The organism is Pelotalea chapellei (assembly GCF_018531195.1).
GTDB classification, from domain to species: domain Bacteria; phylum Desulfobacterota; class Desulfuromonadia; order Geobacterales; family Pseudopelobacteraceae; genus Pelotalea; species Pelotalea chapellei.
In genome coordinates this window covers 16110-29210 of the sequence record NZ_JAHDYS010000006.1, presented here as the reverse complement: position 1 = coordinate 29210, position 13101 = coordinate 16110, and the positions used below count along the sequence as shown (strand labels likewise).

Below are 13101 nucleotides of genomic sequence, written 5' to 3'. Positions count from 1 at the left end.
TTTTACAGAGGAACTTATGTCAACAGAAACCATACCATCATCGAATTTCTTGCGCACAATAGTAGAAGATGACTTAAAGTCCGGTAAACACGCTTCCATCGTAACGCGTTTTCCACCTGAGCCAAACGGGTACCTGCACATCGGACATGCCAAGTCAATCTGCCTCAATTTCGGTCTTGCGCGTGATTTTGGTGGACGATGCCATCTCCGCTTCGACGATACCAACCCCGCCAAAGAAGAACAGGAATATATTGAGTCGATCAAGGAGAGCGTTCGTTGGCTTGGTTTTGACTGGGGACAGAATCTTTACCATGCTTCCGACTATTTTGAGCAACTCTACCAGTGGGCTGAGTATTTGATTCTGCAGGAAAAGGCATATGTAGAAGATCTAACTGCAGCAGAAATGCGAGCCTATCGTGGCACCCTGACCGAACCAGGCATCGAAAGTCCTTACCGCTCCCGTTCGACAGATGAAAATCTGGCTCTATTTCGTCGAATGAAGAGCGGGGAATTTCCAGATGGTGCCAGAGTGCTTAGAGCGAAGATTGATATGTCCTCGCCCAACCTCAGCCTTCGCGATCCGGTGCTGTACCGAATCATCCATGCTCCTCATCCCCACGTTGGGAATAGCTGGTGCATTTACCCAATGTATGATTTTGCACATGGTCAGTCTGACGCAATTGAGGGAATAACTCATTCTATCTGCACCTTGGAGTTTGAGTCGCACCGACCACTCTACGAATGGTTTCTTGATACTCTGCCGGTACCTGCACGTCCACGGCAGTACGAGTTTGCTCGACTGAACCTTACCTATACCGTAATGAGTAAGCGGAAACTGCATGAACTGGTTTCCCAGAAGATTGTCAATGGTTGGGATGATCCGCGCTTGCCGACTCTAATGGGGCTCAGGCGTCGCGGCTTTACACCTGAATCAATACGAACCTTCTGTGATCGGATTGGTGTTGGCAGGAGCGACTCCTGGATAGAGATGTCTGTTCTGGAAGAGTGCGTACGTGAAGACCTTAACGAACGGGCACCACGTGCTCTGGCGGTTTTGCGACCGCTCAAGGTGATAGTTGACAATTATCCTGAAGGTCAGGTGGAGGAATTTGAAGCTGCCAATCACCCCCAGAATCCTGAGTTGGGCAATCGGACAATCAACTTTTCGCGCGAAATTTTTATCGAACAGGATGATTTTTCAGAAAATCCTCCGAAAGGCTTCTTCCGCATGACACCAGGTAACGAAGTGCGACTTCGTTATGCCTACATTGTTCGTTGCACCGGAGTTGTTAAAGATGAAGCTGGCGCCGTAGTTGAGGTTCACTGTGAATATGATCCTGCCTCTCGCGGAGGATCTGCCGCAGATGGCAGGAAAATCAAGGGGACCATTCACTGGGTATCGGCCCAGTATGCCGTTGATGCTGAAGTTCGGCTGTTCGACCGACTTTTCTCCGATCCCAATCCAGACCGTGGCGAAATCGATTACAAGCAGTTTCTTAACCCGCTTTCCATTGAGGTCCTTTCCGGCTGCAAACTCGAGCCTAACCTGAGAGACCTGGATCCGGAAACACGCGTTCAGTTTGAACGTCAGGGATACTTCCGTCTTGATCCTCAAGACTCAGTAATTGACCAGTTGGTATTCAACCGCGTAGTCACGCTGAAAGACACGTGGTCGAAGAAGTAATACATGAAAGATACAGGTGTAACACCATGAAAAATAACAGTTTTAAGTCAGGTTTTGTTTCGATCGTCGGGCGCCCAAATGTCGGCAAATCAACCCTTTTGAATCGCATTCTGGGAGAAAAGATTGTGGCAGTTTCGGATAAGCCACAAACTACCCGAACAGCAATTCGCGGCATTCTCTCCGATGATTCGAGTCAAATTGTTTTTGTAGATACACCGGGCATCCATACAGCAAAAAGCCGCATAAATCAGGCAATGGTGGATGCTGCTTACAACGCCATATCAGGAATTGATCTGCTTGTCCTTGTGATTGATGCGACTGCCAAACCCGATGATGATTTTGTCCGCAAGATCACAACGAAAGCTGCCTGTCCTGTTTTTCTTGTGCTTAATAAAATAGACCTTGTTGAACCAAAGGAACGGTTGCTGGAGATAATTGCGGCTTTTGCAGGTCTGTATGAATTTTCCGAAATAATACCGCTTTCCGCTCAAAGTGGCAGCAATGTCGAGCATCTGGTAGATCTGGTGAGACAAAGACTTCCTCTCGGCATACAGTATTTTCCAGAAGACATTCTCACAGACCAACCGGAAAAGGTCATATGCGCTGAACTTATTCGTGAAAAAGTTTTTCGTTTAACTAATGAAGAAGTTCCCTATGGAACTGCTGTAGTGGTGGAAGCTTTCAAGGAACGCGACAATGGTGTAATTGCAATTTCCGCGATGATCTTGGTAGAGCGTGAAGGGCAAAAGGGAATCATTATTGGTAAAAAAGGTGCAATGTTGAAAAAAATTGGCGAACAGGCCCGTAAGGATATCGAACGTCTTCTGGGTACGCGCATTTTTCTTGAGTTGTACGTAAAGGTCCAGGAGCGCTGGACTGAACGCACGGCAGTATTGCGTGAACTGGGGTATGAATAGATGAAACCGATAGTAGCTATTGTAGGTCGTCCCAATGTTGGTAAATCAACTCTGTTTAACCGATTGTTGGGTCATAGAAGAGCAATGGTGGATGATTCTCCCGGAGTGACAAGGGATCGTAATTATGCCGATATCAGCCGATTTGATAAACCATTCATCCTGATTGACACCGGGGGATTTGAACCGGTAACAGAGGATCGGCTTCTGCAGCAGATGCGCGAACAATCTACTATGGCCATGGAGGAGGCAGATGTCATCCTCTTCATGATGGACGCGCGCAGCGGCCTGACACCTGCAGACATTGAGGTGGCAAAAATGCTGCGTCGTGTCAAAAAACCTGTTTTTTATCTGGTTAACAAAGTCGACGGAGACAAACTGGAACACGAATCAGCCGAGTTTTACACACTGGGGGTTGATAGGTTTTACACCATTTCCGCGGAACATAATCGCGGTGTTCTTGATATGGTTGATGATCTGATGGATACCTTGCCAGACGTTGCAGAACCGTCTGACAGAGAAGAATTAACCAAAATTGCGGTTGTTGGAAGACCTAATGTGGGTAAATCCTCCCTGGTTAATCGACTGCTTGGTTACGAGCGTGTCGTTGCCAATCCGACCGCTGGCACAACCCGAGACTCTGTTGACACGCTTTTCATGTGCAACAAGAAACCATATCTGCTTATAGATACTGCCGGTATCAGGCGCAAGGGCAAGACCGTTGAAAAACTGGAAAAATATAGTGTTGTTGATGCACTGCGCAGCATTGAAAGGGCGGATGTTGTTCTGGTGGTTCTTAATGCCGAGGATGGTGTCACCGAGCAGGATGAACGAATTGCCGGCTATGTCCATGAGGCTGGTAAAGCATGCGTTTTTGTGATCAACAAATGGGATGCCCTTGACAAGGACAACGCTACTTTTGGATTATATGTGGAAAAGGTCAGGATGGAATTCAAATATCTCGCGTATGCTCCCATTCTGTTTGTATCAGCTAAAACTGGTCAAAGGATCGGCAAGATAATAGCCTCTGTTGATGAAGTTATGGAGCAATATACGCGTAGGGTTAGCACATCCGAAGTAAACCGCATCTTTACTGAAGCAACAGAATCCCATCATGCTCCCCTGGCCCATGGCAGACGAGTTAAATTTTACTTTGCCACACAGGTCGGAACACGTCCTCCATCCTTCGTTATCTTCACCAACCAGCCCGAAAGTGTTCATTTTTCCTACGAGCGTTATCTTGTTAACCGTTTTCGCGAAGCTTTCGGCTTTAATGGAACCCCCCTCCACCTTATGTTCCGCGGAAGAGACAAGAAAACCCTGGCCAGGCAAGCCCACAACCCAGCATAATGCTTTACTTGCCGCTGTTGATCGGCTATATTTCTTTCATTTTTTTGCCCTGTACGGGACCATGATTGAATCCAAATGATCGGCTTGAGAGGGTCATAACGCAGCGAGACTTTGTTGGATTATAAACCTCCTGCCTATACTGGTGTTGATTTGTGCAAGCCGGACGACAACATAAAGAAAGGTTTTGAACCATGAGCTCCAAAACAATCCTTATTGTCGATGATTCCAAGACTATGCGGGCCATGTTGGTCTCCACAATTGAATCCATTAACAACTACAATATTGTTGAGGCTTCGACCGGTTTTGAAGCATTAAGGCTTCTACCACGTGAAAAAGTGGATCTTATTCTGACTGATATCAACATGCCTGACATCAATGGACTTGAACTGCTCAGTTACCTCCGCAACAATCCAAATTATCAGGAAATACCGGTAATTATAATCTCTTCGGAAGGGAGTCAGAAGGATATCGACAAAGGAAAACAATTGGGTGCCAATGATTATGTAATCAAACCTTTTGATCCGGCAAGAGTGCAGGAGTTGATTCAATTATACCTTGGCTGACAAACTGCCTTAGACAATCTAAACCAGAAAAATCCCATTCAGTTGGATTCCATACATGACGGATTTAACAGCAGCAAATAAGGCGGTAAAAGATTTTCTCGCAGAGGCCGAGGAAATTGCCGATCAACTTGGCTCTGAAATGGCTGATCTGGCGGATATGGCTGAAAGTGGCGATCTTGATCCTGATCTGCTTAACTCCATTTTTAGGGGTGCTCACTCCCTTAAAGGTCTTGCAGGTATGTTCGGGTTTGGTGAAATATCCGAACTGTCACATAATATGGAAAACCTGTTGGACTTGTTGCGATTGGGCAAGATTAAGCTCGACCAGGTTGTAATTGCTGTACTCTTTGAATCCCATGAACTATTGACGCTACTGGTCCGAACTATTGCAGAAGGTGGAGAGACAAATCATTCCACAGAAATTTCCGCCTGTGTTGTCAAAATAAACGCCTGCCTTGCTCCTCCAGAACAAATTTCGAATAACTCACCTTTTGCACATCTGGGCCTATCCGAACAAACTCTTGGTGCTTTGACTGAATATGAAGAGCATCGACTACTTGAGAACATCAACAAAGGGAAAAAGATTTACACGATTCATACATCATTTGATCTGAGTACCTTCGATGTTGATTTGTCAAAAATTTCCGACACTTTAAAGGCCTGTGGAGAGCTCATCAGTACACTCCCGAGTATGGCTGGTATCGTTGAAACAAACATTGATTTTGACCTTCTCTTCAGTTCCAACAAAGAATTAAATGAAATAACCCAAATGATTGGAAACGACGCTGTCACTGTTGCTCTTTTGGGACATGCTGATACAACCGTTTCTCCATCTTCGTTTCCTGATTCAATTCATTCTGAACCCCTTATCCCTGTCACCAAAGCAGTCCAGACCGCTTTAGTCTCTCCTGATGTGCCTGTTCAACCGGCCCTCGCAACAGGAGATGATATCCAATCGGCTAAGAGCATGAGCCGGACTGTACGTGTCGATATAGGAAAACTTGATGATCTGATGAATATTGTTGGTGAACTTGTTCTTGCCCATTCTTCTATAGCAGCTCTTGCTATTAAAATGCGCAACCAAGGATTTTCCCGTATTGCCGTTGATCTTGGAAAATCGGCAAAAGGTCTGGAACGTAAACTGGCTGATCTTCAAAAAGGGGTCATGGAAATTCGGATGATTCCGGTTGGACAGCTTTATGAGAAAATGTCTCGCATAATCCGTAAAATTTCACGCGAACAGGGCAAAAAAGTAGAACTGAAATTTTATGGTGCTGATACGGAACTTGACAAGCTGATTGTTGAAGACATTTCTGATCCGATGATGCATATCATCAGGAATGCGATAGATCATGGCATTGAATCGCCAGAGCAGAGAATAGCTCTAGGTAAGGATGAAAAGGGTACCATCAGGATATCTTCCTTCTCGAAGGGAAATCATGTTGTCATTGAAGTAGAGGACGACGGTAGCGGAATTGACACTGAAAAAGTCAAGGCTAAGGCACTCCAAAAAGGATTGGTACAAGATGTCAGCATGGTTTCGGACAAGGAAGCCATTGATTTCATTTTTCTTCCCGGCTTTTCCACGACCGAAAAGGTAAGTGAGGTGTCAGGTCGTGGTGTTGGTATGGATGTCGTTAAAAACAATATTACTGCTATATCCGGCATGGTGGACATTGAAACCAGTAAAGGATTTGGTAGCCGCTTTATCATTACCCTACCCATAACTCTTGCCATTATTAAAGTTTTGATTATCTCCTGTTCTGGCAGGACCTATGCTCTTCCGATCACATCAGTTCTTGAGACGTTATTGCTTGCCGAAAAGAATATAAATACTGTTGAACGTAAAGAGGTAATACAGCTACGGGAAACAACACTGCCTCTGCTCAGGCTCGATCGTTTTTTTGGATTCGAACGTCAGGGGCCACGACCTGAAGAATTTTATGTAGTTGTTGTCGGTGTGGCAGAAAAACGATTGGGCATTATTGTCGATGATCTGCAGGGACAACAGGATATTGTCATAAAATCTTTAGGAGAAGCATTCAAACGATATAAGGGAATATCAGGGGCTGCCGATCTTGGTGACCAGCGCACAATTCTTGTCCTGGATGTTGCGGGAATGATTTCCGAAGCTATAAGAAGTGGAAGCTGAAATATGTATAAAACCTATTTCGGATTCAGAGAAAAACCCTTCAGCAAGACACCGGATCCACGTTTTCTATTTCTCAGTAAAGGTCATGAAGAGGCGCTTGCACGTCTTGAGTTTGTTGTTGAAGAGCGGGATATTGCAGTTTTGACTGGTGAAATAGGATGTGGAAAAACCACTATCTCCCGAGCATTGATGGATAGATTGGGGGAGACCTACCGTTTTTGCTATATTGTAAACCCCCGCCTTAATGGAATCGAATTTCTTCGAACCATTGCCCGTCTGCTGGAAGTAGTGGAACCCGCCAGCACTAAAGATGATCTACTTGAACAGATAAATGTTGTTGTCTATGACAGTTACCAACGTGGCATCTGTCCTGTGATTGTAGTGGATGAGGCACAAATGATTACAGATGCCGAAGTCTTTGATGAAATCCGTTTGCTGACCAATTTTCAGCTGGATGACCGGAATCTTCTGGCCATAATTGTCATGGGGCAACCGGAACTGCGGGATATGCTGGCGTCTCCACGTTACGAGCCGCTTTGTCAAAGGGTGGCTCTGCAGTACCATCTGCATCCGCTTTCTTTGGATGAGACCATGGAGTATCTGGATTTCAGGCTTGAAGTTGCTGGCGGGTCAGCCGGACTGTTTACCCCTGATGCCGTTCAGAAGATTTATGAACTGACCGGAGGGGTACCGCGCAGGATCAATTCAATGGCTACGAACGCACTTTTGGTAGCATATGGTTGTGATGCTGCCCTGATCGACTCAACTATTGTTGATGAAATTAAAGACGAAATGATGATGTAGGCAGAGATTATGGATTTGGCAAAAATACGAAAAAAATCAAGCTCAGCGGTGATGCAGCCAATATCGCGTCAAGTTGATGCATCTTCCACGGAAGCTGCCAACATCCCTGGCACTCCTGTATTAACTGAATGTATCGCTGATTCAATTGAACATGTCAGCTTGGAAGTTACACCTGTACCTTCTTCCAATACACCATCGTACCCCCTGGAATCTGAACAATGGGAAAAGCTTTTTGACCCGGTTGCTGTTCTTCTTGCAGGCAGACAGGCCGCTGGCTGTGATGAAGATATTCAGCTTACCACTGTCGAACTTGTTCCTGCTGTTAAGAACAACTACGAACAGTTTCTCTGCTTTCATGTATCCAATGAAACTTATGGAATCAACATCATGCAGATCAAGGAGATAATCAAACCACGCACAGTCACCGAGGTACCACGTGCTCCTTCCTTTGTGTCCGGTGTTATCTCTCTGCGTGGTGTTATCATCCCTGTTATCGATATGCTCAATCGGCTTGGACTAAATCGTGAAAAGGTGACTGGCAAAGAACGTATTGTTGTAGTCAAAACAGGCGATGCCTACACTGGTTTAGTGGTGGATGAGGTAGTGCAGGTGGTTCGAATACCTACGGACGCTTTTGAGCCGGCACCTGCAGTATTAGAAGGAATTGACCGTGATTTTGTAACCGGAATCGGTAGGGCCGAACATCGCATGGTGATTCTGCTGAATGTTGAGAGCATCACTGATATCAATCTTTACTGAAGGAGCGAGCATGAACAAAAAACGTATCCTTGTTGTTGAAGATGAGGAAAGCCTTCTTAAGCTTGAAACTATTCTTTTGACGGTAAAAGGATATGAGGTGACCGGTGCCGTAGACGGTAATGACGCCCTGGTAAAGCTTGCAAGCGCAAGATTTGACTTGGTGCTTCTGGATATCATGCTTCCGGATATAGATGGGTTTGAGGTGTGTCGAAGAATAAAGGCATCCCCATCGTGGTCGACCATTCCGGTGGTTATGCTGACCGCAAAAAAAACACAAGAAGATCAGTTACGTGGTATTGAATGTGGTGCTAGTTCCTATCTTACTAAACCTTTCAAATCTGCGATGATCATAGAAGTTATCGAAGGCTTGTTAAACAGGGCCGGAACATCAGTGGAAATATGAACGAAAGAGTGCGCGATATACAATTTGCCTGTTTCAGTCTTGGCGATAATCTGTTTGCCGTTGATATCATGCGCATTCAGGAAATCATTCAGCCACTGAAACTTTCAAGTCTACCTATACCGTCACCATTCCTGGAGGGAGTAATCAATCTCCGTGGTTCCGTGATCCCGGTCATGAATTTGCGGAAACGTTTTGGCATGTCGGCAATTCCGGAAGGCAAACAACCCAAACTTCTGATTGTTGCTCTTTCTCGACGTGTTTTGGCGTTGACGGTTGATGATGTGCTTGAAGTTATAACAATTCCTACAGAAGGAATTAAACCTCCGCCTGAGGTAAACCGAACAAAGGGTGTTGAATGCTTATTGGGAGTATGTCTTTCCGGAGAGAAGGTTTTTATGATTCTGGACATAGATGCCCTTTTGGATCCATCGGACCATCTGGCAGTTGTATCGCAAGCGCCACCAAAAGTTTAAAATGATAAGCTGTTGCTATAGGGGTGCATGCAGGTGAAAAAAATAAAGGAATTCGAAAACTCCCTTAAGTCGACCAATGAAGAAACTCGCCGGTTAACCTTGCAGGCTTTGCAGGGTATGGCGCTTCCCGAAATACGTGAGTTGCTGTTCACTGCCATGGGCGATGACAGTTGGAGAGTTCGCAAGGAAGCTGTAGAAAGATTTGTTGCTGCCAGACCTGACGAAGCCTCAATTGCCGGACTTCTCGAACTTTTGCGCAATGATGATAATGCGGGATTGAGAAACTCCGCAGCTGAAGCCATAACCAGGCTGGACACAAGAGCCGCCGACTACCTTATTCGCTTGACTCATGATGCTGACGCCGATGTACGTAAATTCGTCATTGATGTTATGGGTACCATCGCAAGTCCCTTGTTTCTATCGACCTTGCTTTCCTCACTAAATGATCCAGATGTTAATGTTGCCTCAGCGGCAGCGGAGCATCTGGGGCACATTGGAGACGCTGCTGCGATTCCTGGATTAATCCGAAGCATTATTGCTAACCCTTCACATTTTTTTAGATTTAATGCTCTTGTCGCTCTAGGAAAGCTTTCTTCTCACATGCCAGTACCCCAGGAGATTATCTCGCTTGCCGAGCAGGATACTCTGCGTAAGAGTGTATACGAATGTCTGGGGAGTATTGGTGATCATAATTCAGCTCCGATCTTGCTCCAAGGATTTACATCGCGTCATAAAAGTCAGAGAAAGGCAGCAATTACATCGTGGTATCGAATCTTTTCGCGTTCAAGCGTTACTGTACGCCTATCTATGGAAGAGAGTTTTCTGTGCCTGAAAGGCGATGAAACACTGCAGACTCTTATAGATTCTTTTGATCTCGGAGAACCTGAGCTTGCGGAAGCTGTGACAGTGCTGCTCGGCATTGTTGGCGACACACGCGGTGCGGCAACTCTGCTAACGGCCTGTACTGACGAGCGTCTGGCCGGCTCAGCTCTCAGTTCATTTAAACGTCTCGGTACTGAAGGGGTTAAAGTTCTTATCGATCTGTACCCTGAATATGATGAAACTGCACGTGCCGCAATCTGCTTCATTATCGGTACCCTTGACTACAGAGGTGGTAGCAGGATTATCATCAATGCTCTGAACGACGAGTTTCCTTTGGTTCGCAAGGCAGCTATATCTGCAGCAGGTCGCTTGGCTCTTACTGAAAGCATTCCTCTTATGGTTCGTTTGTTTGAAGATCAGGACTGTGAGGTGCGCTCTGCCGTCGTGAGCTGTCTTCAGATATTGGCACTCCATGATCGGGAAGCAGTGCGGCAAGTCGCTCTTCAGTTGGGAACTTCGGAAAATTCCTACTCTCGCCGGGATGCTGCAGTTCTCCACGCGACAGTAGGTGATCATGGCAATCTTGCGCTCATGGTGAAGGATGAAGATTCAAATGTTCGTCAAACAGCAGTTACTCATATAGGGAAGTTGCATCTATCCTCACATATGGGGTTGCTCCGGATTGCTCTGGTGGATGAGGATCCTGACGTGCGTATAGCTGCTGCAGAAGCCATAGGAGAAATTGGTGGGGATGATGCAGTCAATGCCCTTGTACATGCCCTTGGTGATGAGGATTGCTGGGTGCAATGCGCAGTGCTAAAAAGCCTCACCCGCATTGATGATATTGAATCTTTTTTCGCAATCCAAAATCTGATACACGAAGCGAGTGGTCTATTGATGATCTGCTGTATTGAACAGCTTGAAGTCATCGGCACTCAAGAAGCGTTGAAACTGGTGGAATCGGCGCTTGATAATGATGACGATGACATCGTATCGCTGGCTGTTACAGTTCTCGCCCGCCAGGGCGGCGAATGGATCGTAGCTAATGCAGAACGGCTTCTGACACATGCAAGTGAAATGGTACGTGCCACATGGATAGGTGTTTTAGCAGGTCTTCCCGCAGATGACGTATTTCACATACTCCACGCAGCTTTAAAGACTGAACAGAGTGAGTTGGTTAGGATAAAAATTGTGAATGCTCTGGAAAATTTCCCATGATTTTTGCTCCTGCCGCGCAAATCATGTCCAATGAAGAATTTCACCTCTTTCGCGACAGCATCCACACCCATTGTGGAATTTATTTTGATGATGAATCGAAATACTTGCTTGAGAAAAGGCTTTCCAGGCGTTTGGCTACACTAAATATCTCAACTTACAAGGAATATTACCAATTTTTAAAATACAACCGAAAAAAAGATCAGGAAATGATGGATATCATGGATATCCTCACAACTAATGAAACCTATTTTTTTCGGGAATCCTTCCAACTCAAGGCCTTCACCGAAGAAATCATTCCCGAACTAATAAAGAAAAAGACACGACAAGGTATCAAAACACTGCGCATCTGGAGTGCAGGTTGTTCAACAGGTGAAGAACCATATACTATCGCGATGTTGCTGAGTGATTTACCGGAACTTCATGGATGGAAAATTGAAATAATAGGAACCGACATCAGTCAGCGTGTCCTGCAGCACGCACGCCGTGGAGTTTATGGTAAATCAGCGTTTCGAGCGACTGACGAAACATATCTTAAGCGGTACTTTCAGGAACAGGAGGATGGGCATCGCATCACTGACAAGATTAGAGAATTAGTGACCATCAGCCACCTCAACCTGTTTGACTCTCACCGAATGGTAATGTTGGGCCGAATGGACCTGGTTTTTTGCCGGAACGTAATTATTTATTTTGATCTCACTGCCAAAAAAAAGGTCGTCGAATCATTTCACAATACTCTTTGCGATGGTGGGTTTCTGCTGCTTGGGCACTCAGAATCTCTGATGAATATTACTACACAGTTTACCCTTCGCCATTTCAAAAATGATATGATCTATCAAAAGCCGGAGCGTTCTGAATCAGCAGGGATGCCATGAAGATCAGGGTCATGGTCATCGATGATTCTGCCTTCAGCAGGCGAACCATAACCAAAATGCTTGAGGGATTACCCGGAATTGATGTTGTCGGATACGCCATTAATGGCGAAGAGGGTATTCAGAAGATAATCGCTCTTAAACCTGATCTCGTTACCCTTGACTTGGAAATGCCAAAGATGGATGGTTTCACCCTTCTCCGTATTCTGACAGCCCGCTTTTCCATTCCCGTAATAGTGATTAGTGCACAGAACCAAGCTGATAAGGTCTTCAAGGCTCTTGAACTGGGAGCTTTTGATTTTATACCTAAACCATCCAGTGCTGCATCGCCTGACTTGCTGATGATTCAAGGAGATCTGCATCAAAAGGTGCTTCAGGTAATGAATAACAAAACACGAATTCCTTTCTGTCAGGCCGGGATTTTACCTGATTCAGTGAAAGGTGATTTGACTTCTTTCACCGCTACAGATGTAAATCTCGCTGTTGATGTTGTAGCCATTGGTGCTTCAACTGGTGGACCTCCTGCATTGCAGCGAATTTTTGCATCTTTTGAGCAGAGTGTTCCCTTAGCAATAGTTGTTTCCCAGCATATGCCAGTCGGCTTTACCCATGCATTCGCGGAGCGGCTAAATCGTTCTTCGACCTTTTCTGTAAAGGAGGCAGAGGATGGTGATCCGGTTCGCCCAGGACATGTTCTCATAGCCCCGGGTGGAAAAAATCTCACTTTCGACGTTCAGGGAAACCAAGTTATTGCTCGCGTCAAACAACCCGATCCCACAGAACGTTACATTCCCTGTATCGATGTCATGTTTGAATCCTGTGCTGCCATTTATCAAAGCCGTATGATTGCAGTGGTTTTGACTGGTATGGGTAACGACGGATCCAGAGGAATCAAGGCCGTCAAGAAACATGGCGGTTATATCATTGCTGAATCGAATGAAACTTCTGTAGTGTACGGCATGCCACGTGAAGCTGCAGCAACTGGTCTTGTTGACAAAATCGTTCCACTCCAGCAGGTGGCCAAAGAAATTATGATCAAAAGTTCACTTTTATGATTTCACAACTAAAGCCGGAGAGATAGAAACGGGAG

The 13101-nt window shown here is 45.6% G+C and carries 12 protein-coding genes; all 12 read left to right on the top strand.

Features of this window, described 5'->3' with window-relative positions; genetic code table 11:
- Positions 1-16 precede the first annotated feature (16 nt).
- The 12 genes from KJB30_RS07660 to KJB30_RS07605 all read left to right on the top strand — a co-directional run bounded on the left by KJB30_RS07660 (position 17) and on the right by KJB30_RS07605 (position 13066).
- On the top strand, positions 17-1684 hold the full coding sequence (locus KJB30_RS07660; RefSeq protein ID WP_214297663.1) for a glutamine--tRNA ligase/YqeY domain fusion protein: 1668 nt from the start codon (positions 17-19) through the stop codon (positions 1682-1684).
- A gap of 26 nt (positions 1685-1710) precedes the next feature.
- Positions 1711-2601, top strand: coding sequence for a GTPase Era (gene era, locus KJB30_RS07655; protein WP_214297661.1), 891 nt, complete (start codon positions 1711-1713; stop codon positions 2599-2601).
- On the top strand, positions 2602-3948 hold the full coding sequence (der, locus tag KJB30_RS07650) for a ribosome biogenesis GTPase Der (protein ID WP_214297659.1): 1347 nt from the start codon (positions 2602-2604) through the stop codon (positions 3946-3948). It abuts the gene before it with no gap.
- Between the two features lie 191 nt (positions 3949-4139).
- Positions 4140-4511, top strand: coding sequence for a response regulator (locus tag KJB30_RS07645; RefSeq protein ID WP_214297653.1), 372 nt, complete (start codon positions 4140-4142; stop codon positions 4509-4511).
- A gap of 55 nt (positions 4512-4566) precedes the next feature.
- Positions 4567-6663, top strand: a complete 2097-nt coding sequence (locus KJB30_RS07640) for a chemotaxis protein CheA (RefSeq protein ID WP_214297651.1) — start codon at positions 4567-4569, stop codon at positions 6661-6663.
- A 3-nt stretch (positions 6664-6666) separates the two neighbouring features.
- The gene (locus KJB30_RS07635; protein WP_214297649.1) at positions 6667-7467 is read left to right on the top strand and encodes an ExeA family protein; all 801 of its coding nucleotides are present in this window, start codon (positions 6667-6669) and stop codon (positions 7465-7467) included.
- Between the two features lie 9 nt (positions 7468-7476).
- Positions 7477-8226, top strand: a complete 750-nt coding sequence (locus tag KJB30_RS07630) for a chemotaxis protein CheW (protein WP_214297647.1) — start codon at positions 7477-7479, stop codon at positions 8224-8226.
- 10 nt (positions 8227-8236) lie between these two features.
- The gene (locus KJB30_RS07625; RefSeq protein ID WP_214297645.1) at positions 8237-8629 is read left to right on the top strand and encodes a response regulator transcription factor; all 393 of its coding nucleotides are present in this window, start codon (positions 8237-8239) and stop codon (positions 8627-8629) included.
- Complete coding sequence (locus tag KJB30_RS07620; protein ID WP_214297632.1) at positions 8626-9102, top strand: chemotaxis protein CheW; 477 nt, start codon at positions 8626-8628, stop codon at positions 9100-9102. Before KJB30_RS07625 ends, KJB30_RS07620 begins: the two co-directional genes overlap by 4 nt.
- A 33-nt stretch (positions 9103-9135) precedes the next feature.
- Positions 9136-11142, top strand: coding sequence for a HEAT repeat domain-containing protein (locus tag KJB30_RS07615; protein ID WP_214297630.1), 2007 nt, complete (start codon positions 9136-9138; stop codon positions 11140-11142).
- The gene (locus KJB30_RS07610) at positions 11139-12014 is read left to right on the top strand and encodes a CheR family methyltransferase (RefSeq protein WP_246545572.1); all 876 of its coding nucleotides are present in this window, start codon (positions 11139-11141) and stop codon (positions 12012-12014) included. Before KJB30_RS07615 ends, KJB30_RS07610 begins: the two co-directional genes overlap by 4 nt.
- A complete protein-coding gene (locus tag KJB30_RS07605) occupies positions 12011-13066 on the top strand; it encodes a protein-glutamate methylesterase/protein-glutamine glutaminase (protein WP_214297628.1) in 1056 nt (351 codons plus the stop codon). The genes KJB30_RS07610 and KJB30_RS07605 overlap by 4 nt, the downstream gene beginning before the upstream one ends.
- The last annotated feature ends 35 nt before the right edge of the window (positions 13067-13101 follow it).

What these genes read in the sequence shown, in the direction of transcription:
- KJB30_RS07660 (WP_214297663.1), top strand. Translation starts at nt 17, where the DNA reads ATGTCAACAGAAACCATACCATCATCGAATTTCTTGCGCACAATAGTA.
- era (WP_214297661.1), top strand. Translation starts at nt 1,711, where the DNA reads ATGAAAAATAACAGTTTTAAGTCAGGTTTTGTTTCGATCGTCGGGCGC.
- der (WP_214297659.1), top strand. Translation starts at nt 2,602, where the DNA reads ATGAAACCGATAGTAGCTATTGTAGGTCGTCCCAATGTTGGTAAATCA.
- KJB30_RS07645 (WP_214297653.1), top strand. Translation starts at nt 4,140, where the DNA reads ATGAGCTCCAAAACAATCCTTATTGTCGATGATTCCAAGACTATGCGG.
- KJB30_RS07640 (WP_214297651.1), top strand. Translation starts at nt 4,567, where the DNA reads ATGACGGATTTAACAGCAGCAAATAAGGCGGTAAAAGATTTTCTCGCA.
- KJB30_RS07635 (WP_214297649.1), top strand. Translation starts at nt 6,667, where the DNA reads ATGTATAAAACCTATTTCGGATTCAGAGAAAAACCCTTCAGCAAGACA.
- KJB30_RS07630 (WP_214297647.1), top strand. Translation starts at nt 7,477, where the DNA reads ATGGATTTGGCAAAAATACGAAAAAAATCAAGCTCAGCGGTGATGCAG.
- KJB30_RS07625 (WP_214297645.1), top strand. Translation starts at nt 8,237, where the DNA reads ATGAACAAAAAACGTATCCTTGTTGTTGAAGATGAGGAAAGCCTTCTT.
- KJB30_RS07620 (WP_214297632.1), top strand. Translation starts at nt 8,626, where the DNA reads ATGAACGAAAGAGTGCGCGATATACAATTTGCCTGTTTCAGTCTTGGC.
- KJB30_RS07610 (WP_246545572.1), top strand. Translation starts at nt 11,139, where the DNA reads ATGATTTTTGCTCCTGCCGCGCAAATCATGTCCAATGAAGAATTTCAC.
- KJB30_RS07605 (WP_214297628.1), top strand. Translation starts at nt 12,011, where the DNA reads ATGAAGATCAGGGTCATGGTCATCGATGATTCTGCCTTCAGCAGGCGA.